Source organism: Bacillus sp. S10(2024) (assembly GCF_050473865.1).
In the GTDB taxonomy this organism is placed as follows: Bacteria; Bacillota; Bacilli; order Bacillales; family Bacillaceae_G; genus Bacillus_A.
This window is the reverse complement of the sequence record NZ_JBFLUR010000002.1, coordinates 2428293-2448641: the sequence shown is the minus strand read 5'-3', so window position 1 is coordinate 2448641 and position 20349 is coordinate 2428293. Positions and strand designations below refer to the sequence as shown.

Here is a 20349-nt window from a genome sequence, read left to right as displayed (position 1 = left end):
TTTTTTTAGTCTATCTCTTAACTCGCTTCATTTTACTTACAGAAAGACTAACGATACCGATAGCAATTAACGAATAACCCATTGGTAGTAAATAAAATGGTTCTACAAGTTTACCATCCGGAGCGACTGTAGATCCGGCAGTATTAAAACCAACGATACATCCAATTCCTAAAATAAATGGTAGTGAAGCTAAAGTATATTTTTTCATATTCAACCTCCATGTGTAGGCGTTTTTTTATAAATAACTGCTTTATAGTTGTAATTATAGTACTGTCATATAGTTAGCACTATTCATATAGGTGACAAAAGGCTTACAGATTTGTAAGAGGGAAAAGTGATATATGCAGTTTTCAAATGAATGGGTAAGTTACAACAAGTAATTGAAAGATTTAATTTGAATGTATTGGAAATTGAGGATGTTCCGCAGTGTCTTTTCGTTCGGCGGTATATAAAATTAAGCTAATGGATCATCGTACGGTTTATATCAAAATTCCCTATTCTAAAGCAAAACTTGAACGTGAGTATACGGTGCTTGAACGATTGCGCGATGAGTTTTCTATACACGAAAGTTTCTTCAGAAGAACTGAAGAAACTTTCCGTTCATATAATCAGTATTATTGAACCTTAACTGAGCTAGAAAAGCTCGGAAATTAGCATATTTGTAGAATTATAAAGACCGGGCAAGACGAAATCCAAGGTCATCTATGCGAAAAGTTGGATGGCTACGACGACGACACGAAGCACCGCAACCTCTGGCCTCTTCAGCCCAGCTGCCACCTCGGAAAATGCGATAGGAGCCGTATACTTGTTCATCATATAAATCCCAGCACCATTCCCAAACATTCCCTAACATATCATACAGGCCCCATGCATTTGGTTCCTTTTTTCCTACTTCATGGACCCTGCCTCCTGAATTTTCATCATACCAGGAAATTTGATCAAGCTCTCCATATCTATAACCAGTAGTCCCTGCTTTACATGCATATTGCCACTCTGCTTCTGTAGGAAGCCGGTAGCCGTCCGCTTCCCAATCACAAATAATGTTTTCACCATCATTACTTATAGAATAGCACTCTTTCAGTCCAGCCTTTTGTGAAAGGAGGTTACAAAAGGAAATTGTATCGTGCCAAGAAATATTTACAACTGGTTTTAGATCTCCATTAAAAGAATGAGGTGCACAGTATAGACCTATAGTTACAGGATACTGAGCAAGAAGAAACGGTTTTATGTCAGCTTTCCATTTGCTTTTTATTCTGTCGTCTCTTAATTCTACTTTGCCCCCTGGAATTTTTACCATAGGATAGTCAATAGAACTCTTTGTTTTATTTGACACTCTGCTGACCTCCTAACAAACGTTGTTTTACAAATTTTACCTCATTTAAGAGGGTTAAAGCAATATAAAACTTACGCTGTTTTTTGCAGATGAATGCCTGTTAGCTTTATATTCTATCCTAAAACAAAAAAGCCCGGCAATTGCCGGGCTTTCCATTATTTCTTCGCTTCTTTGTCTGCTTTTGGAGTTTCGAAAACATCTTTTAAGTCTTTATCTTCGATTTTCACATCAGCTTTTTTCATTTCTTTTGTAACAAGATCGTTCATAAATTGAGCATCTTGCATTTTCTTATCAACAAGATCATTTTTAATGCTATCTTTTGCTTTATCGAATGGTGTTAATTCTTTAATATCAGTTACTTTAATGATGTGGTAACCGTATTGTGTTTTTACAGGATCACTGATTTCGTCTTTTTTCAATTTATATGCAGCATCTTCAAATTCTTTTACCATGCTACCTGGTTTGAAGTATCCTAAGTCGCCGCCTTTATCTTTTGAACCTGGATCTTGAGAGTATTGTTTTGCTAAGTCTTCAAAAGATTTGCCTTGTGCTAGTTCAGCTTTTACTTTTTTCGCAGTTTCTTCATCTTTTACAAGAATGTGGCTTGCTTTAACTTCAGGTTTGTAATTGTCTTTTATTTCTTTATCTGTGATGCTTTTTGACACAGCTTCTTTCATTGCAAGCTCACCGCGAACAAGTTCTTTAACGTCTTTTTCAGTCATACCACTTTGTTTTAAGTAAGTAGCAAATTGATCGCCGGCTTGCTTTTTGTATTCGTCAAATCGTTTATTAACGGCATCATCTTTTACAGGGTAGTTTTTAATAAATACTTTTTGCATTACTAGGTTACGTAAGACGTTTTTACCGCCTTGTTGTTTCATTGCATTGTAGAACTCATCTTTTGTTACGTCCCCAGCTTTTGATGTTACAACTTTGTCAGAAGTGCCACATGCTGATAATGTGAATACACTTGTTACAGCTAGGGCAAGCATTGCTTTCTTCATGAAATAAACACTCCTACTATTATGTATTTTTAAATCCCGTATGAACGGGCAGTAAGCCCCTACTAATGGAAGTTTCACTTTATAGTATAAGCAATATGTACAAAAATTAATATAACATATTTTGCTCTGTTTTCCTATTGATAAAGAAAAATTACCCATTTGCTGGTGAGGATTGTCAGATTCAGTCATGTCACCATTCTGGGCTTACACGCATACATAGAGAAATGAGGAGGTTGAAATTATAATGAATCAACAATTAATTTTGTGGCTTGTGTTGTTTATTTTATTAGTAATAGTAGGTATAATTTGTTTATAGAGGAAAAAAAGTGAGGAAGGGGTTTCCTTCCTCACTTTGCATGAAATATAATTTCTATATAACTAGAAATTAATAGAATGGTAATACATACGTTAATGAACCGAAAGACACTCGTTTGACGTCGATCAGATATTTGTTTTTGTTGACACAGTGTGTGTGTCATAAGGTTTGTGTAAGTTAGAACGATAAGTGCAAAAGCAATAAATATAATTGTCATGAGGAGAGTCCTCCTTTGGCGAAAATACATATAACCCTATTGTATCATACGATAATTTGTTCGTGTTATAAAATTCTGAAATAGAGGACTTGGATTAGAAAGAGAGGGAAGAAAATGGACGTTGTGAAACGCTTAGAACAAGCAGAATATTATGTATCGCTTCTTTTTAATATGATAGATGAAGAAAAGTGTCCATTTTATTCTTTAATCATAAAGAAGAAAGTGATGAAACGTGACGTAGAACGTTTATTAGTTCTTTGTGAACAAATGAATGAGCAATACATAATGGAAAAGCAAGAAGGTTTGCTTTTATTTGATGAGCTGTTACATAAATTTGAAAGAGCGCTTCCGCAGAGCCTCGAAGGAAAAGAGGCGGCAGAAGCGCTCGAACGTCAAGGGTTGTTTCAACCGTTGATGCAAGAATTTTTACGTATGATAGCGAAAAGATAATAAATTAGCATTTTTTAACAAGCTTTTCATCGTGCTCTATAAAACTCTCCTCGATATTATCCAGTGATTTCTCGAAAATGTCGATAAAGTCTTGCCCATAAACATTACGTAAAATGGCAATTAATTCGATGTTTTCTGGGAACTTACCGTAGAAATTGCGAAGAGCTAATGCACCGTTAAAGACAGAATTACTTTCCGGGTCATATTCCTCCATTAATTGCAACAGCAATTCTTCGCCCTTTTCGGTAATTTCAATATACGTGTTTCGTTTGTCATCTTCTTTCTTTGAAAATATAAGTAGACCGCGTTCTTCTAGTTTTTTAGAGAAGTTAAAAGCCGTGGATACGTGCATGACACCGAACTTTGCAATTTCTGAAATAGAAGCCCCTTTTAAGTGGTACGCAATCCATAAAATATGATGTTCATTAATATTTAAATCGTATGGTTTAATCCACTGTTGCCAATCTTTTTCTACGCATTTCCATAATGCTTTTGATAATTGAGCCATGCGTTGGCTGAAAATCATTGCTTCTTTTATCGAATAACTTTTTTCACTGTTTTTCATCGATTCACCTACTTTATACAATTCTTATTCATTACTATCTATTATGCCAGTAAAATAAAAATTAATAAAGTGTTTTTGTTAGAATTGTGAAAATTTTTCGTTAAAATGACAAAACTATACAAAATTCGAGTAGTTATAAAAGCTTTTCCTTGTCGGATGAGACAAAGATTGACGGAATTTTATTCTAATTTGGACGTAGAGAGGAGAGGAGGATCATTGTATAAAAAATACGACACATGTATGTCATGTGCCGTATAAGAGACGGTAAGAATCAAAACGATTTGTTATATACGAAAAATTACGCTTTATCAGGAACCGCTTGTTGTAACTTTTCAATTGATTTTTGAATGTTTTCAATTTCTAGTTCAATATGGCGCTTATTTTGCGAAATATCTTGTCTCCATGTTGAGAATGTTTCGTGCATATCATCTTTTAATTCTTGAATGACTTCTTTTCCTTCAGAAGCTGTTTCAACAATTTGTCGTTTTAATAATTTTGTATCAGCTGTAATATCAGCCAATGTTTTCTTTATATCATTTCCTTTTTCTTTTAACTTACCTCGCATATCTTTTCCAGATGAAGGAGTGGAAAAGAGTACAGCAAGTCCAGCAACAGCTCCGCCGCAAATAACGCCAGTTAGAAAGGATTTAGATTTTGACATGAAAAGGGCCTCCTTAATTTGTGAAACTCAAAATCACAGATAGAAGTTTCACAGTATTGTTATACTCATGATGTGTAAAACTGTGCATATGCATAAGACAAGGGGGGAGAAAAGTGAAATTGATTACAAACGTTTGTTTTATTGTCAGTCTTTTCTTTCTTGTACGAGCAATGCAATTATTTTTTATTTTAAAACAGAAAAGATCGTACCCGCCAATCCTTTTAGTAAAGCAGCAATTTGTTAGATTTGCGTTCATTGGTGGGGTGTGTATGGCATGTACAATCTTATTGTACATACTACAATAGTTCTGATAAAAGGGTTACTTTACACTAGTTGCAATTGTGTTTGCAATATTTTGTAACTCTTCCATTGTGTAATCACTTTGGTGAGATTTCCATACAGCACCGAAACCGTCTTTTTCATCGTAGCGTGGGATTAAATGAAGATGGAAGTGAAAGACAGTTTGTCCTGCTTTTTCGCCGTTATTATTTAATAAGTTAAAACCAACTGGATTATATTCAGCTTTAATCGCATTCGAAATTTTGGGAACGACAGAGAAAATGTGTGCAGCAATTTCTGGTGTTAATGCGAATACGTCTTGTTTATGTATTTTTGGAATTACGAGTGTATGCCCTTTTGTAACTTGGCTAATATCAAGAAAAGCGAGTACATGTTCATCTTCATATACTTTTGCGCAAGGAATTTGTCCCTCAATAATTTTACAAAAAATGCAATTATCTGCTGTATGATTCATATTCCTCATCCTTTCAGTTGTCTTAGCCGTATTTTAACATAATTACATAAGAGAAAAAACACGAAAAGCAGGAAGCGGGTAAGCTTCCTGCCTTCTGAAGAAGGTTTGAAAAAGCGTTTTCGTTTAATCTACCTTTAGGAGACACCTCATTTATTTAGGAAATGCGCGGTAACTCGACATATATTCTGCCGTTGACACCCCATTTATAATGAAATGATGTTGCAATCCTTCGGAAATGAATTGTTTATTTTATAAAACAGTATCTACTCTCCTCGAGACACCCCGTTTCTAAAATGAAACAACTTATATGACTCCGTGTAAATTACCTTTGTCCATTATAGACACCCCATTTCATGATGATTTCGCTAGGCTGTGTTCATCACGTTTATGGTTGCTTTTTCAATGTGTTCCTTCCTCACTAATTATCATGTCCCCTTTTCTAAAAGATATGCAGAGGAAATTTTTTCTTTTTATCGTAGATCTGTACTATGTAGGAACTTTATTTTTTTGGTAAGATGATTACATATACATAAATGAAGAAAGTGGTGTCATATGGAACAATTATTACGCGTGGAAAATGTCACAGGCGGATATACGAAGCGGCCTGTATTACAAAATATTTCATTCTCTGTTAAGAAAGGAGAGCTTGTCGGTTTAATCGGTTTAAACGGTGCAGGAAAAAGTACAACAATCAAACATATTATCGGACTAATGGAGCCGAAGCAAGGTCATATTACGATTAACGGTAAGACATTGAAAGACGATATGACAGCATACCGCTCTAGTTTCTCATTTATTCCAGAAACACCTGTGCTCTATGAAGAGCTAACGTTAGAAGAACATTTAAAATTAACGGCAATGGCGTATGGCATTGACGAGAAAGAATATGATAAGCGCGTAGACAAGCTGTTAAAAGAATTTCGCATGAAAAATCGTTTGAAGTGGTTTCCGTCTCATTTTTCAAAAGGGATGAAACAAAAAGTAATGATTATGAGTGCGTTCTTAGTTGAGCCACCTTTATATATTGTGGATGAACCATTTGTTGGACTAGATCCGTTAGCGATTCAATCATTGCTACAAATGATGGATCAAATGAAAAAAAGCGGTGCAGGCATTTTAATGAGTACGCATATTTTAGCAACAGCAGAGCGTTATTGTGATTCCTTTATTATTTTGCATCAAGGTGAAATCCGGGCACAGGGCACTCTCAAGCAGCTGCAAAGCGAGTTTCATATGCCAGGGGCAACGCTTGATGATATTTACATTGCACTAACGAAGGAAGAAGATGCAGATGAATAGTAAAGGGCTATGGAAAGAAAGATTTCGTTATTTTTTAAAGGAAACGCGTACATACAGTAAATATGTATTTAATGATCATTTGAAATTTATTTTTGTGTTTATCATCGGTGCTGGTGCGTATTATTATCAGCAATGGCTGCAAACATTAACACCTGCATTTCCGGCGGCAGTTGTGATGGCGGTGCTGCTCGGACTTGTATTAACCGCAGGATCGATTCAAACGTTATTAAAAGAAGCGGATCTTGTATATTTACTTCCAGTAGAAGAAAAATTAAAAGCATATTTCGTAAAAGCATTTCAATTTACGTTTATCATCCAACTGTATATTGTGGCGATGGTAAGTGCGGCGCTTGCTCCGCTCTATTTCCAGCAGATGAAACAATCAGGACAAACATACATAATTATTGTACTTGCGATTGTGCTAAGTAAAGGATGGAATTTATTTGTAACGTGGGAGAAGTCTTATATGACGGATGACCGCATTCATCCCACTGACTGGCTTATCCGTTTTGTACTGAACTTTTTCTTTGTGTATTTCCTTGTCGAACGCGCTGCTGCTTTGTATATAGGAGCGATCGTCTTTGCAATGGCCATTTATCTTGTGTTTTTGCAGCAGAAAGTAAAAGGAAAACCGCTAAACTGGGAATATTTAATTGCTGAAGAAGGCAAGAAAATGATGCTGCTATACCGCATTGCCAATATGTTTGTTGATGTACCGGCATTAAAAGAACGGGTAGCTCGTCGCAAATGGCTTGATTTTATTCTTCAATTTGTATCAGATAAAAGAACCTACTTATTCTTATTCTTGCGCACGTTTTTACGCTCAGGAAATTATTTTGGATTGTATGTCCGCTTACTGGCAATTGGCGGTTTGATTTTATACTTTGCGCCGTTTCTCTATGTCCGCCTTCTTGTCGGTGTCGTATTTTTATATTTAATCGGTTATCAGCTGTTAAGTTTATGGAAGCATCATCGTTTGAAATTATGGCTCGAGTTATATCCGATTTCAGAAGAAGTGAAAATGAAGGATTTTCTGACGTTATTATGTACGTTGCTGTGCGTAGGCGGTGTCATTTTCGCTGTACTCTTTGCGTTTGCAACGAAAGATATTATGATGACGGGACTTGTTTTTCTTATGAATATGTTATTTAGTGCCTTGTTTGTCTATCAATACGGGGCGAAGCGTTTAAAAAAATTAGACCGTATATAGGGAAAGGGAGAAAAGAATGACTGAATATGAACAAAAGGTCATCTTAGAATTACAGCAGTGGAAAAGAAAAATGATTAAAAATTCTTCTGCAATGACACGTTTCTCTAAAACAGTTCAAACGAAAATGCAGCAGCTTATTCCAGAAAAAGTGCAAAAGATACTTACAGAAACAATTAAAACGTTGGTGCAAGGCATTAGTATTGGTTCGAATTTCATCAAACCGAGGCTGAAAGAAACCGATTGGTCACTGCAAAGAAAAGATGAAGAAGTATTAAAGAAGATCGATGAGTATAAAAAGGTTGCAGCCGCAGAAGGAGCCGGGACAGGAGCAGGAGGCTTCTTACTCGGGCTTGCTGATTTCCCGTTGCTGCTCAGCATTAAAATTAAATTTTTATTTGATGCGGCAACATTGTACGGCTATGATACGAGTAAACAAGAAGAGCGGTTATTTATCCTTCACGTATTTCAGCTTGCGTTCTCAAGTGATAATCACCGGAAAGAAATATGGAAAGCCATTGAGACGTGGGATACAAATAAAGAAAATCATATCGACTGGGAGAAATTCCAACAAGAATACCGCGACTATATTGACCTAGCCAAAATGCTACAGCTCGTACCTGTCATCGGTGCACCAGTGGGAGCGTATGCAAACTATCAACTTCTGCAGCGGCTAGGTGAAGTGACGATGAATTGCTATCGGCTACGATTATTGCAGCGGGAAGGTATGATGTGATACGAAGTTCTTACAAATATGCTATGTTTATGAATATTCTTGTTAATATATAGTTGAAATAAAGTCGAATCGTTTTAAAGATAGTTATATAGCTTTCAAAAATTATAAAAAAGATTCGATGCTTTATCCCTTAAACCCTCGATAACATATGGAAGGACATGAAAAAAGTCTCGGTGACCAAACCGAGACTTTTTTGACTATGTTCTGATTCTTTCGGATGCAGCTGTTTCACCTAATATACTTAACGATGCATATGTAGACAATTACTTCACAAATTTTAATGGGATTTATTGGTTAGATAGAATCTGTTATGCATAAGAAACCTCGTCATACTCATGTAGAGAAGCGTCTCTAAGGAAATCAAGGACCATTTCATTGAAGATATCTTTTTTCATGACGTTGAGTGGATCGAATGCATCTTGGAATAAAGCAAGTGTGCTATTTTGGATATACTTATGAATGGTTTTTGCGGCTTTTCCTTCATCAACACCTGTTACAACTTTTCCTGCTCCAGATAGAATTAAAGTAGGGGATTGAACGAGATGTAATAGAGAAGTATGAACAGGAAATTTTGCTCTTTTCATCATTAATAACATTTTTTTATCAATAGAAAATGAATCGCGTAGTATTTGTTGCGTGTAGGGTTCATGTTTGTATACTTTCATCATTAAATCAATAATCGTTGAATATGGTAACAAACTAAAAATGAAATTGGAAAGTTGAAGCACCCATTTAGAAGTTTTAGTTGGAAATTCACTATAGCTATTAGAAATGATCAATTTTTTTACATAGGAGGGATGATGAATGGCTATTAATGTCGCAAGAACTGCTCCCTGTGAAACACCGATTACATGAAGAGATGTGAGGCCTAGTGTATCTAAAAATGAAATAATATCAAATACGATTAAGTCGTAATCATATACATTACCTGGGAAGGTTTTTATCGATTCTCCATGTCCACGATAATCGAGAAGAATCATTTGATATTCTTTAGAAAATGATTCAATTTGTGGTTTCCACATTTTCCAAGATGCTCCACTTCCATGTAAAAAAAGGAGTGGTTCTCCTTGTCCAAAAGATTCGTAATGAAATTCACCGTTTTTTGTTTGAAGAATTGGCATGAGTAAGCCTCCTTTGCTTGTTTTTAAAAGTAAGGTTACTTTTAAAATACAATATATGGAATGTGTAATCAATACATTTTTGAAATATTTATACTATTTAATTTCAAAATTATAAAGGATGTCCGCTATAATATAGATTTTAAATAAAGTTTGATAACTTATAAAAAAGATGAACTAAAATAATTTATTCTAGGTAGTTAGAAGGGATTTAGGGTTTTTATTAAACAAACAAAGTCAGGTTAGTTTAAAATAGGAATGTAATTCAATTGTGTTTTGAAAGGAAAGGTGTTAATGGATTCGATTCAAGGGAAATTGGATTTGCTACGTAATGAAATAAAAGAAATGGGTGATATAATCGACTTAGATTGGTGTTGCAAATTGTTGTATACCTATTATGAGCACTTTAATGATAATAATTTGAGATATTATGCAAAGTATATAATGTCCCTTCAAGAAAAAAGCTATAATGTGAATTTGAAATAGAGACTAAATAAAAAAGAATACTAATGTAGCATTCTTTTTTATTTGCTTCATGTTTTAACACATCAAACTAAGTTAATGTTGTATCCGTTGTTTTATCATTTACAAACAGGCAGAGTAACATCAATCGTTGTTCCTTTATTCACTTCACTTTCAATCCATATCTTTCCTTGGTGCATTTCAATAATTTTGTAACAAATCATTAATCCTAAGCCAATTCCTTCTTCTTTAATGCTATAAAAAGGTTCGCCAAGGTATGGTATACGTTCTTGCGGGATTCCACATCCTTGATCGATAAATCGAATATTGATTTGATCATGATCAGCTCCATCAATTTGAATGACAATTTCGCCTCCCGTTGGCATCGATTCAATGGCATTTTTCAAAATATTAATGAATACTTGTTTTAATTGATTCCCTTCACAATGTATCATTGGAATAGTAGACATAACTTCTGTCTTCATTTGTATATTATTCATGAGTGCTTGGGGTTCTAGCAGCATGACAACTTGATTCATTAACATACTTATATCATTAGGCTGAATTTTCACTGCCTGAGGTTTGGCGATTGCCATAAATTCATTTGTAATGCTTTCAATTCGATCAATTTCTGATGATACGATATTTATATAGTGATGATTACTTTCATTTTCCACCGTTTTTAATAATTGCATAAATCCTTTCATTGCAGTTAAAGGATTTTTAATTTCATGAGCGATTGCTGTAGATAGTTGACCTACAACAGCAAGTTTTTCGGATTTTCTTAATAATTCTTCCGTCTTGATTCGTTCGGTAATATCTCGAGAAATACTTAAGAAAACTTCTTTTCCATTCAACTTGAATACATGAATACTAATCTCTGTCGTTATGCTCTTTCCTGTAGGGAAAACATACTCATCATGTAAAGTAAAAGAATTTTCCCCTTTTTTAATTTTTTCTATTAATCTTTTTATAAGGGGAGAGTCCTTAGAAGTAAGATCAAAAAATGGCATACTAAGAATCTCATCTCTACTTAAATTAAACCTGTCACATCCAATAGTGTTTACTTCAATCAATTGAGTAGGAGTTCGATTTTTATCCAATTCTACTACGTATACCGCATCCGCTGCCTGTTCAAATAGTGCACGATATTTCAATTCACTTTCTTGCAATTGTTGATATAGTTGCTGTCGTTCTTTTTCTGCTTGTTTTCTTTCGGAAATGTCCCTACAGATCGCAGCGAGAGCCATTATGTTTCCTCTTACATCTAGAATGGGTGAAATTGTCATACTTACATCAATTAAATCCCCATTTTTTCGTTGTCTAATGGTCTCTAATCGAGTAATTGCAGATTTTCCAGACAGGATATTTCGAACAATTTTTATCGATTCATCCATTAAGAAATCGGGAACACAAGGAAGTTTTTTACCGATCGCTTCTTGTATGGACCAACCAAATATCGTTTCATAAGCTTTATTCGCTTGTAAAATATGCCCTTCTCGATCCGTGATAACAATCGCATCTATATTGTTATCTACAAATGACTCCAGCAATTCTTTAGTCGTTTTTAATTCATCTTCCACTTTTTTTCTCTCTGTAATATCAATTGCAGAACCAACAACTTCAATTACTTTTCCGTTTTGCTTAATTGGCCGAAGTGCGATTAGAGCAATGGTTTTATTATCTGGCCAGGGAATTTCAAATGTAACTTCATTCCCTTCCCATGCTTGTACATAATACTTTAGTAAGTGAGGAACGAGATGGGGAGGGATAATAGAAGGATCTATCGTACGTAAACTTTTTCCTACCACTTGTTCAGAATGAAATCCATTTTGATAATAAAATTGTCCATCACACATCGTATGTATAAAGTGCGTATCTACTTTAATAAATTTAAAAATTCCTCCTTGTAGTTCATGAACAGTGTCTTTCAGCTCTTGCTTGGATCTTTCTAATTTTTGATTCATTTTAAATAACTTTTGTGTTAAGGAATATAATTTTTGATAAGCTTCCATCAGAAAAAGTCCGCTTAAAAGGCCTAAACTCATAAATAATAAACTTTGCATGTAAACAATGTTAGATATTACAGCTGGAATGAAGAATTCGCCTACCAATCGAATCATAGCTATATAACAAATTAGATAAAGAAAGCTAGCTTTAAAAGGGTGTAAGTTTTCGAAATATGATTTAAAAATAGTAAATATAATACCTATCCCTAATAAGGCGACGAGATATGGCCCACAATATCCATCCATATACATAACACGCATGATAAAAATACTAAGTACCGTAATCCAACCGGCAGTACGACCAAAGTAAACAAATGACAAAATGAGAGGAACAGCCCGAAGGTCATAATAAAACCCCATGTATTGAAAAGAGAAGGCCATCAAAATAATAGCAATAAATGCCCCATATAATTTTTCGATGAACTGACTGGATTTCATTACAAACACTTGGATGAATATAGTTGAACTAACTAGAAAAGCAAAAATAAATAGGTTAATAAAAAAATCTTTGATAAACATACTGTGCCCCTCCCTATATCAAACAAATTCGACAAAAAGAGGGAAAATCCTACAAAAATATGATAGAAATAGAGAACAATAGTTTTCTTTTTATGACTGTATAAATTCATTTTAACTTTTCGCCATCTAAGCTGCTTCTATGCGTGGCCAGATGCTCTTGCCCATCTAAAAAGAAAGAGGGTTTTTATATCGATTTTTTAAACTTGTAGCTGGATAAAAGGAAAACATTACCTTTACATGGCTTGTTTTCCAATTGTGTTTTTAATATGATTATAGAGTCACAGAAAAATCTGCACTAGATTATGAAGTTAGAGGTGAAAGAATGCAACCGTTAGAAAATGAAATTAACCCAAAGATGGTAAGAGTATGGCAAATTAGCTCGCTTATTACATCTGGAATCGGTCTTATAATTACAATTGCTTATTGTATATTTATGATGAAATTTGATTGGACAGGCTGGATATTTGGTGCACTTGTAATCGGGCTTCTTGCGTATGCACCGCTCGGTTATCTTGTATTTCCAAGTTTACGTCAGCGCTATTATAGCTATGAGTTAAACGAAGAGGAAATGGAAATTCAAAAAGGAATGTTTACTGTAGAAAGAGTACTTGTACCGATGATTCGTATTCAGCATATTACAATTGAACAAGGGCCTATTATGCGCAAGTTTGATTTAGCTGAGTTGAAAATCTCAACAGCCGCAACAGCGCATACTCTTCCAGGATTGACGATGCGTGAAGCTGAGAGGTTAAAACGCCAAATTGCAGAACTGGCAAAGGTGAGTGATGAGGATGTATAAGCGGCAGCATCCAATTACGATTTTGTTTGAAATTAAATTGAGAGACCTTGCACCTATTGCGGTATTTTTAATTAGTGCTAAGGGTAAGTTTCCGTTTTGGTATGTAATTCCGATTGGATTTTTTACTTTAGCAGTTATTTCTACTGCCGTTTCTTGGTATTACAAAACATATTGGGTTGAGAACAATATTTTACATATTAAACAAGGAGTGTTTACAAAAAAAGAAAGCTATTTAAATAAAGATCGTGTACAAACCATTAATACGAGCTCCAATATTTTATATCAAATATTAGGTCTCACAAAGTTAAAGATTGAAACAGCTGGCGGAGCTGACAAAGCGGAAGTACAGTTAGTAGGGATTACCCAAGAAGAAGCCGCAAGTTTAATTGCCATGTTAAATGAAAATAGCGATGTGAAGGATGCGCCTGAATTAGAGGGTCCTGCGATTGAAAAGAAAGAACATAACACGGTCGCATATACATTAACGTGGAAGGAAATTCTGCTAGCAAGTATTACGTCCGGGAAATTTGGTATTTTATTTTCAATCCTTTTCATTTTAGCAGATAAACTTCGGGATATTTTGCCGAATAACATCGTGAAGAAGGTTGAGAATTATGTGGAAACGTATGTATTTGAAAGTGATATAGCTGGCTGGGTATATATGCTCGTTGCTTTACTTCTATTATCGTGGGTCGTTTCAACGATTCAATATGCGTTGCAGCATGCGAATTTTACCATTTCACGAAAAGGAGATGAAATTCGCATTTCACAAGGTTTGCTAGAAAGAAAAGAGCTTGTATTAAAAACGCACCGTATTCACGGGATTAAAATGAAAGAAGGGATCCTTCGTAAACCTTTTGGATATTGCTCTGTTCATGTAGAAGCCATTCAAAAATTTGAAGAAGGACAAACAGACGTAACGCTCCATCCGCTTATGAAAAAGAAAAAAGTGCTAGAGATGCTACAATACTTACAATTGCCATATGAGATAAACAGTGAGATGACACAATTACCGAAAACGGCAATGAGACGTCACATGTTAGATAATTTTGTGTTCGCTTGTATTGTAGCAGTACCAATTATTGGTTCGAGTATTTATTTTCACAAACACTTTCTACTTGCGTTATTATTACCACTTTTCTTAGTATCCATCTGGCTTGGCTATGCGCAGTACAAAGCAGGCGGATATCGTATTGATGACGATCAACTGACAATGTCATACCGCGGAATCGCCAAATATACTGTTTTTGTGAAAAGAAGACACATTCAATCTTTAAAGAAAAGCCAATCATACTTCCAGAAAAAAGACGGACTTTGTACATATAACTTCCATAATGCCTCGGCTGGTCATGAACTAGAACATGTGCGGATGGAAGACGCGGAGAAGATGCAAAGTTGGTATAAGCGAGAGCTTTGATATATTGACGCTTTGACGCGCCAAGTACACGAAAAGGAGCTGACAAAATAAACTTTTGTCAGCTTCTTTTTTCGATATTCAAGTAGATAAGCATTTTAATAATATATGAGGAAGGAATAAAATGAAATTTCCCAAAGATGAAGATGGACAAGTATTAAAAATGTTATATAAAAAAGGAATTAATTTTAGTCAGCCACATATAGTGGATTTTTTCATTGCAGTTCCTAATCAAGATTGTGGAGAAAAAATACTTTCAGAAATAACAAAACTAGGATTAAATTATGAATTACAATATGAAGAAGAATTTGAAGAATGGACATACATTTGTTCGAAAAAAATGTTGTTAAATTATGAAGATATGGTAGGAATTCAAAAAGACTTAAATGAAGTAAGTAAAGGATTAGGCGGCTATGTAGACGGTTGGGGTACGTTTGCAGAATAGTAGATTTATAGTAACAGAATGTGTAATGGATCTATGCTTATTGTGTAAGAGGGGTCTTTGTGCATTCCGTTTTTTTATTTTATTACTCCTGTCCATGATTAGTTGCAAAGCGTTTTTATAATAAAGAAAAAGTTGCTAGGAAGTCTGGAGTTAAAGTTTTAGGGTAGACTGCGTTAGTTGAAGGCGCCATTATTTTTGAAAGAGGTGTACACAATGGGTATAGAAAAGCATATAAAGACTACGGTAAGAAAAATAATCAAAAGAAAACTAGATGATAACTATGTTGAATTTTGATTTTATGGATAATGTATTCTCTGTAATTTTGAGGTACCCAGTAAGAATAATCGTAATGCTTTTTGGGTTAGGGTTTATTTTTTATTGTATAAAGGAGAAACACTGGTTATCTGCATTGGTTATGGGAATTCAAAGTGGATTACTCATTCTTGGGATGTTTACAAACGTATTAACAACGATGTTAATAAACGTTCCTCTTATAGTTCAATATATTGGTTTGATAATTTTCACCATCTTATGTTGTGTTGTATATGACTATGAAATATCTAAAGATTAAGTGTTATAAGGTATAGCAACAACATCATCAAGTTACGGAAAACGAGAAAATGGGAGTGGCTCATTATATATCTAACTCAATTTCTGCATTCATGAAAAAATGTATTTCTTCTCTTTATTAAAGAGCAATTCTCATAATAGAATGTAGTATTTAACTCCTCAAAAAAGTTATAAGAAAGTTGAAACAGGACTTCTTCTTACAACGGTAAATTAAGTTATAGGGACCATTGTGAAATAATAATAACCTTTATAAATGAAGGAGGAAGAAAAAATGCATCAACTAATCTTTAAAAAGTTTAAAGCAACAGACTTTAACGATTACTTCCAACTAGTATCGAATGAACAAGTGATGGCAAAAATTACGGAACGAGCAATTCCGTTAGAAGAGGCGCAAGTAAACTATCAAAAGTTATTAGAGCGAAATGAAAAGTATGAGGTATATGGCTCATATAAAGTTTACAATCGTGAGACCGGTGAATTTATTGGGCTTGGGCATGTAACATTAAATGAACATAACATGGAAGAAGCTGAAATTGGCTATATGATATTGCCAAAATATTGGGGGAAAGGTTATGGTGGTGTAATTGCCAAGCAATTAATTGAATTAGCGAAGCAAACAAATTTGAACATATTAAAGGCAATTATCGATCCACAAAATATTCCTTCTAGAAAAATTTTAATAAAGCAAGGATTTACATCAGAGAAGATTTGTGAAATTGAGGGGTTACCTGGAGAAGTTTTAAGTAGGTTTATATAGAAGGGAAGTAGAAGATATACGGCCATATTAAACAACTTTAAAGGGAAATAGTACTTACAAACTGTATTATTCCCCTTATTTTTTCACATTAAAATGAAATAATTTTACAGAGCACAATACGTACAAGACTGCTAGTAAATAATAGAACAATGCAAAAGTATTTCCATAAATCACTAGATTGTCAAATGGAAAAATAAGTTTTATAAAAGAATCTTAAATAAATATAGGAAACTGTAAACTCTATTTAATCTAGCTGTTTAGAAAGAATAATGTTTAAGGTTTCTTAAGTTGGTGGACATGGAGCACAACATCACTTTTGTAGTTTTGTACGTTAAGAACTACAAAAACTTATCGTGACAGCAGTTTTAAAGAATAAATATATGTATGACTATAGCTAGAAAATGTTGATGTCATTGAGTTTTTATGATTTGTTCACAAATATAAAACAATTTAATATGCAATATTGCATATTAAATTGTTTTATGGGAATAACGTGCTATTCTGTTGGATGGATTATAGAAACGGAGGAAATGTGATGAACAAGAAATCAAAATTTACCCAAATGATGCTCGGTATTAGTACAGTGGCCTTGTCATTTGGAAGTATTCAAACACAAGTAGCAGCGGAAGAAAAAACACCTTACAATGTGTTACAAGTGAAACCAACTGGGATCGGAACTTCAAAAGATGAACTTGCCCATTCTACAAAAGCAGACGAAACATTGTCTTATGAAGAACGTTTAAAAGTGAACAATTTTTCACAACGTCCAGCTCCGGTAGTGAGACAAGCAGCGGCAAAACAGTCTCAGCAAAATTATTCTTTAGCAGAGCTAAATAGAATGGGTAATGACGAATTCATCGATACATTGGCAAACATTAGTTGGAACCAAATTACAGATTTAGATCAATTTAATCAAGAAACAAAAGCGTTTTATCAAAATAAAGAGCGAATACAGCTTATTATTGATGAATTAGGTCGTCGTGGAAGCACATTTACAAAAGATGATACAAAAGGGATTGAGACGTTTGCTGAAATATTACGTTCCGTATCTTATGTAGGCTTTAATAATAAAGAGGTAAGCTATTTAAATGAGCGAAGCTTCCATGATAAATGTTTACCGGCATTAAAAGCAATTGCAAAAAATCCGAATTTTAAACTTGGTACAGATAAACAGGATGCAGTGGTATCTGCATACGGTAAAATAATTAGAAACGCTTCTTGTGATGCTGAAACCGTTCAGTATGCGGCAAATATATTAAAGCAATATAACGATAACCTTTCTACATATGTAGGTGACAAGAAGAAAGGGGATGCCGTGTATGAGATTATGCAAGGAATTGATGATGATATACAATCTTACTTGTTTGAGACACGTAAAAAAGCGGATGAGACAATATGGTATGGGAAAATTGATAGTTTCATAAATGAATTTAGTCGAATGGCTCTTCTGAATGATGGGAAAAAAGAGAATAGCTGGTTAATTAATAATGGTGTTTATTATACTGGTCGTTTAGGAAATTTCCATAGTAATCCAAATAAGCCTTTAGAAGTACTTACACAAGCAATGAACATGTACCCTCGTTTAAGTGAAGCTTATTTTACTGCGGCAGAGCAAATTTCAACAAACTATGGTGGAAAAGATTATTACGGAAATACAGTAGATTTAAAGAAAATACGTGAAGAAGGAAGGCAGCAATACTTACCAAAAACGTATACATTCGATGACGGTGCTATTGTATTTAAAACAGGAGATAAAGTAACAGAAGAAAAGGTTAAGAGATTATATTGGGCTGCTAAAGAAGTAAAGGCGCAATATCATCGTGTAATTGGAAAAGATGGAGCGTTAGAAGCAGGGAAAGCTGATGATGTACTGACAATCGTCATTTATAATAATCCAGATGAATATAAAAAAAATAGCCAACTATATGGATATGACACGAATAATGGCGGAATTTATATTGAAGGAATCGGAACGTTCTTTACATATGAGCGTACACCAGAGCAAAGTCGTTATAGTTTGGAAGAATTGTTCCGTCATGAATTTACACACTATTTACAGGGAAGATACGAAGTTCCAGGATCATGGGGACAAGGAGAAATGTATCGAAATGAACGTTTGACTTGGTTTGAAGAAGGAAATGCAGAGTTTTTTGCGGGCTCTACTCGTACGAATAATGTTGTTCCGCGCAAAAGTATAATTAGCGGATTATCATCTGATCCTGCACAGCGTTATACAGCAGAACGAACATTATTTTCGAAATATGGAGACGGACCGGATAAATGGGACTTTTATAATTATTCTTTTGCACTGCAGTCTTATTTATATACTCATCAATTTGAAACGTTCGATAAGATTCAAGATTTCATTCGCGCAAATGATGTGAATGGTTATGATGCATATCGTGAAGCTTTAAGTAAGGATCCAAATTTAAATAAAGGATACCAAGACTATATGAAGCAGTTAATTGATAATCAGGGTACATATAATACCCCGCAAGTATCAGATGATTATTTAGCTGAACATGCACCAAAGCCACTAGCGGATGTAAAGAAAGACATTACAGGTGTAGCAAAGGTAAAAGACGCAACGATTACAAAGCATAAGTCTCAATTCTTTGACACGTTTACATTAGAAGGAACATATACGGGCGGCGTAACAAAAGGAGAATCTGGGGATTGGAAAGCGATGAGTAAGCAAATCAATCAATCTTTAGAAAAATTAGCGCAAAAAGAGTGGAGCGGCTACAAAACAGTTACAGCATATTTTGTCAATTATCGTGTGAATGCGAACAATCAATTTGAATACGATGTTGTATTCCATGGTGTTGCAACGGGAGAAGAAGAACAACAGGCGATTAAAGTAAACATGAATGGACCATACAATGAAATAGTAAATGAAAAAGTTGAGTTTCATAGCGATGGTACAGAAAGTACAGGTGGAAAAATTGTTTCTTATCTCTGGGATTTTGGAGATGGTACAACAAGTACAGAAGCAAATCCTACTCATGTATATGGGAAAGAGGGAACATATACTGCAAAGTTAACAGTGAAAGATAATAAAGGAAAAGCGGGCCGAGGACAAACAACGGTTACCGTAAAAAAAGATGAGCCAGCAGGTCATAACTATCAAGAGGCAAAGATACTTAGTTTTAATAAGCTTTCAAAAGGAACTATGGATCGACCTAATATGGCGTATATGTACACATTCAATGTCACATCTCCAAAAGAAGTAGATATTTCTTTTATGGACGAACAAAAAATTGGGATAAACTGGGATGTGTATCATGAATCAGATCTAGGAAATCCTGTCATCACGGGCCGAGCGGATGGAAATAATATAAAAGGGAAATTTGAAGCGAAACCTGGGAAGTATTACATAGTTGCGTTTTTTGATAAGGAAGATGCAAAAGGGACATATTCATTATTGGTAAAATAAAACGATTTCCAATGTATATGTAACTTTCCTTTCTGTAGAAAAGATATACAATTTTTGAATTTATATTTGCAGCAATAAGCACTTGAGAAATAGATCTCAAGTGCTTATTACATTATTTACCCTCTTTTATTTTTTCAGGAAAAAAACTAAAAACGAAAATGATGACAGCTAATGTAAGACCGAAGTTTTCAGTACTATCAATCTCTAAACCGTTTTTCTATTGGTATATAAAGAATAGCGATATTAAAAGTATAGCGAGCTGTATATCTTACTATTTT

At 34.5% G+C, this 20349-nt stretch carries 19 protein-coding genes and 2 pseudogenes; 12 read left to right on the top strand and 9 right to left on the bottom strand.

Going from position 1 to position 20349, the window contains the following annotated elements; all coding sequences use genetic code 11:
* Window positions 1-10 precede the first annotated feature (10 nt).
* The gene (locus tag AB1280_RS12500) at window positions 11-208 is read right to left on the bottom strand and encodes a DUF3955 domain-containing protein (protein ID WP_429755992.1); all 198 of its coding nucleotides are present in this window, start codon (window positions 206-208) and stop codon (window positions 11-13) included.
* 150 nt (window positions 209-358) lie between these two features.
* On the opposite strand from AB1280_RS12500, the pseudogene AB1280_RS12495 reads away from it, so the two are divergent.
* Window positions 359-567: pseudogene (locus AB1280_RS12495) on the top strand (aminoglycoside phosphotransferase family protein); the annotation flags it as partial.
* A gap of 100 nt (window positions 568-667) precedes the next feature.
* On the opposite strand, the gene AB1280_RS12490 reads toward AB1280_RS12495, so the two are convergent.
* A complete protein-coding gene (locus tag AB1280_RS12490) occupies window positions 668-1297 on the bottom strand; it encodes a formylglycine-generating enzyme family protein (RefSeq protein WP_272187461.1) in 630 nt (209 codons plus the stop codon).
* A 191-nt stretch (window positions 1298-1488) separates the two neighbouring features.
* Complete coding sequence (prsA, locus tag AB1280_RS12485; protein ID WP_272187114.1) at window positions 1489-2337, bottom strand: peptidylprolyl isomerase PrsA; 849 nt, start codon at window positions 2335-2337, stop codon at window positions 1489-1491.
* Between the two features lie 244 nt (window positions 2338-2581).
* On the opposite strand from prsA, the pseudogene AB1280_RS12480 reads away from it, so the two are divergent.
* Window positions 2582-2653 (top strand): annotated as a pseudogene (locus AB1280_RS12480) (YjcZ family sporulation protein); the annotation flags it as partial.
* Between the two features lie 31 nt (window positions 2654-2684).
* Here the strand turns inward: AB1280_RS12480 and AB1280_RS12475 are convergent.
* On the bottom strand, window positions 2685-2870 hold the full coding sequence (locus AB1280_RS12475) for a hypothetical protein (protein ID WP_272187115.1): 186 nt from the start codon (window positions 2868-2870) through the stop codon (window positions 2685-2687).
* A gap of 114 nt (window positions 2871-2984) precedes the next feature.
* Between AB1280_RS12475 and AB1280_RS12470 the strand changes: the two genes are divergently transcribed.
* Window positions 2985-3320: a DUF1878 family protein gene (locus AB1280_RS12470; protein ID WP_272187116.1), complete on the top strand. Its 336-nt coding sequence runs from the start codon at window positions 2985-2987 to the stop codon at window positions 3318-3320.
* 4 nt (window positions 3321-3324) lie between these two features.
* Here the strand turns inward: AB1280_RS12470 and AB1280_RS12465 are convergent, their stop codons facing one another.
* Both AB1280_RS12465 and AB1280_RS12460 read right to left on the bottom strand, forming a co-directional pair.
* Window positions 3325-3885, bottom strand: coding sequence for an HTH-type transcriptional regulator Hpr (locus AB1280_RS12465; RefSeq protein ID WP_272187117.1), 561 nt, complete (start codon window positions 3883-3885; stop codon window positions 3325-3327).
* Between the two features lie 298 nt (window positions 3886-4183).
* Window positions 4184-4546 carry a YtxH domain-containing protein gene (locus AB1280_RS12460; RefSeq protein ID WP_272187118.1) on the bottom strand — a complete coding sequence of 121 codons (363 nt, stop codon included), beginning with the start codon at window positions 4544-4546 and terminating at the stop codon, window positions 4184-4186.
* Between the two features lie 113 nt (window positions 4547-4659).
* On the opposite strand from AB1280_RS12460, the gene AB1280_RS12455 reads away from it, so the two are divergent.
* The gene (locus AB1280_RS12455) at window positions 4660-4851 is read left to right on the top strand and encodes a hypothetical protein (RefSeq protein ID WP_429755991.1); all 192 of its coding nucleotides are present in this window, start codon (window positions 4660-4662) and stop codon (window positions 4849-4851) included.
* A gap of 14 nt (window positions 4852-4865) precedes the next feature.
* On the opposite strand, the gene AB1280_RS12450 is transcribed toward AB1280_RS12455, so the two are convergent.
* Complete coding sequence (locus tag AB1280_RS12450) at window positions 4866-5300, bottom strand: HIT family protein (protein WP_429755990.1); 435 nt, start codon at window positions 5298-5300, stop codon at window positions 4866-4868.
* A 552-nt stretch (window positions 5301-5852) separates the two neighbouring features.
* Between AB1280_RS12450 and AB1280_RS12445 the strand changes: the two genes are divergently transcribed.
* From AB1280_RS12445 to AB1280_RS12435, 3 genes are read left to right on the top strand one after another with little or no spacing between them, the layout of a single operon-like run.
* Entirely contained in the window at window positions 5853-6599 is a 747-nt protein-coding gene (locus AB1280_RS12445; protein ID WP_429755989.1) for an ABC transporter ATP-binding protein, read from the top strand.
* The gene (locus tag AB1280_RS12440) at window positions 6592-7809 is read left to right on the top strand and encodes an ABC transporter permease (protein ID WP_429755988.1); all 1218 of its coding nucleotides are present in this window, start codon (window positions 6592-6594) and stop codon (window positions 7807-7809) included. Before AB1280_RS12445 ends, AB1280_RS12440 begins: the two co-directional genes overlap by 8 nt.
* Window positions 7810-7825: 16 nt before the next feature.
* Window positions 7826-8542, top strand: coding sequence for an EcsC family protein (locus AB1280_RS12435; RefSeq protein ID WP_429755987.1), 717 nt, complete (start codon window positions 7826-7828; stop codon window positions 8540-8542).
* A gap of 308 nt (window positions 8543-8850) precedes the next feature.
* On the opposite strand, the gene AB1280_RS12430 is transcribed toward AB1280_RS12435, so the two are convergent.
* Entirely contained in the window at window positions 8851-9663 is an 813-nt protein-coding gene (locus AB1280_RS12430; RefSeq protein ID WP_429755986.1) for an alpha/beta fold hydrolase, read from the bottom strand.
* 578 nt (window positions 9664-10241) lie between these two features.
* A complete protein-coding gene (locus AB1280_RS12425) occupies window positions 10242-12650 on the bottom strand; it encodes a PAS domain S-box protein (RefSeq protein WP_429755985.1) in 2409 nt (802 codons plus the stop codon).
* A gap of 322 nt (window positions 12651-12972) precedes the next feature.
* On the opposite strand from AB1280_RS12425, the gene AB1280_RS12420 reads away from it, so the two are divergent.
* From AB1280_RS12420 to colA, 5 genes are all read left to right on the top strand, one after another.
* Window positions 12973-13449: a PH domain-containing protein gene (locus AB1280_RS12420; protein WP_429755984.1), complete on the top strand. Its 477-nt coding sequence runs from the start codon at window positions 12973-12975 to the stop codon at window positions 13447-13449.
* Window positions 13442-14866, top strand: a complete 1425-nt coding sequence (locus tag AB1280_RS12415) for a PH domain-containing protein (protein ID WP_429755983.1) — start codon at window positions 13442-13444, stop codon at window positions 14864-14866. Before AB1280_RS12420 ends, AB1280_RS12415 begins: the two co-directional genes overlap by 8 nt.
* Window positions 14867-14987: 121 nt before the next feature.
* Window positions 14988-15308 carry a ribonuclease E inhibitor RraB gene (locus AB1280_RS12410; RefSeq protein WP_429755982.1) on the top strand — a complete coding sequence of 107 codons (321 nt, stop codon included), beginning with the start codon at window positions 14988-14990 and terminating at the stop codon, window positions 15306-15308.
* An 841-nt stretch (window positions 15309-16149) separates the two neighbouring features.
* The gene (locus tag AB1280_RS12405; RefSeq protein ID WP_429755981.1) at window positions 16150-16635 is read left to right on the top strand and encodes a GNAT family N-acetyltransferase; all 486 of its coding nucleotides are present in this window, start codon (window positions 16150-16152) and stop codon (window positions 16633-16635) included.
* A gap of 535 nt (window positions 16636-17170) precedes the next feature.
* On the top strand, window positions 17171-20071 hold the full coding sequence (gene colA, locus AB1280_RS12400; protein ID WP_429755980.1) for a collagenase ColA: 2901 nt from the start codon (window positions 17171-17173) through the stop codon (window positions 20069-20071).
* Window positions 20072-20349 lie beyond the last annotated feature (278 nt).

What these genes read in the sequence shown, in the direction of transcription:
- AB1280_RS12500 (WP_429755992.1), bottom strand. Translation starts at nt 208, where the DNA reads ATGAAAAAATATACTTTAGCTTCACTACCATTTATTTTAGGAATTGGA.
- AB1280_RS12490 (WP_272187461.1), bottom strand. Translation starts at nt 1,297, where the DNA reads ATGGTAAAAATTCCAGGGGGCAAAGTAGAATTAAGAGACGACAGAATA.
- prsA (WP_272187114.1), bottom strand. Translation starts at nt 2,337, where the DNA reads ATGAAGAAAGCAATGCTTGCCCTAGCTGTAACAAGTGTATTCACATTA.
- AB1280_RS12475 (WP_272187115.1), bottom strand. Translation starts at nt 2,870, where the DNA reads ATGACAATTATATTTATTGCTTTTGCACTTATCGTTCTAACTTACACA.
- AB1280_RS12470 (WP_272187116.1), top strand. Translation starts at nt 2,985, where the DNA reads ATGGACGTTGTGAAACGCTTAGAACAAGCAGAATATTATGTATCGCTT.
- AB1280_RS12465 (WP_272187117.1), bottom strand. Translation starts at nt 3,885, where the DNA reads ATGAAAAACAGTGAAAAAAGTTATTCGATAAAAGAAGCAATGATTTTC.
- AB1280_RS12460 (WP_272187118.1), bottom strand. Translation starts at nt 4,546, where the DNA reads ATGTCAAAATCTAAATCCTTTCTAACTGGCGTTATTTGCGGCGGAGCT.
- AB1280_RS12450 (WP_429755990.1), bottom strand. Translation starts at nt 5,300, where the DNA reads ATGAATCATACAGCAGATAATTGCATTTTTTGTAAAATTATTGAGGGA.
- AB1280_RS12445 (WP_429755989.1), top strand. Translation starts at nt 5,853, where the DNA reads ATGGAACAATTATTACGCGTGGAAAATGTCACAGGCGGATATACGAAG.
- AB1280_RS12440 (WP_429755988.1), top strand. Translation starts at nt 6,592, where the DNA reads ATGAATAGTAAAGGGCTATGGAAAGAAAGATTTCGTTATTTTTTAAAG.
- AB1280_RS12435 (WP_429755987.1), top strand. Translation starts at nt 7,826, where the DNA reads ATGACTGAATATGAACAAAAGGTCATCTTAGAATTACAGCAGTGGAAA.
- AB1280_RS12430 (WP_429755986.1), bottom strand. Translation starts at nt 9,663, where the DNA reads ATGCCAATTCTTCAAACAAAAAACGGTGAATTTCATTACGAATCTTTT.
- AB1280_RS12425 (WP_429755985.1), bottom strand. Translation starts at nt 12,650, where the DNA reads ATGTTTATCAAAGATTTTTTTATTAACCTATTTATTTTTGCTTTTCTA.
- AB1280_RS12420 (WP_429755984.1), top strand. Translation starts at nt 12,973, where the DNA reads ATGCAACCGTTAGAAAATGAAATTAACCCAAAGATGGTAAGAGTATGG.
- AB1280_RS12415 (WP_429755983.1), top strand. Translation starts at nt 13,442, where the DNA reads ATGTATAAGCGGCAGCATCCAATTACGATTTTGTTTGAAATTAAATTG.
- AB1280_RS12410 (WP_429755982.1), top strand. Translation starts at nt 14,988, where the DNA reads ATGAAATTTCCCAAAGATGAAGATGGACAAGTATTAAAAATGTTATAT.
- AB1280_RS12405 (WP_429755981.1), top strand. Translation starts at nt 16,150, where the DNA reads ATGCATCAACTAATCTTTAAAAAGTTTAAAGCAACAGACTTTAACGAT.
- colA (WP_429755980.1), top strand. Translation starts at nt 17,171, where the DNA reads ATGAACAAGAAATCAAAATTTACCCAAATGATGCTCGGTATTAGTACA.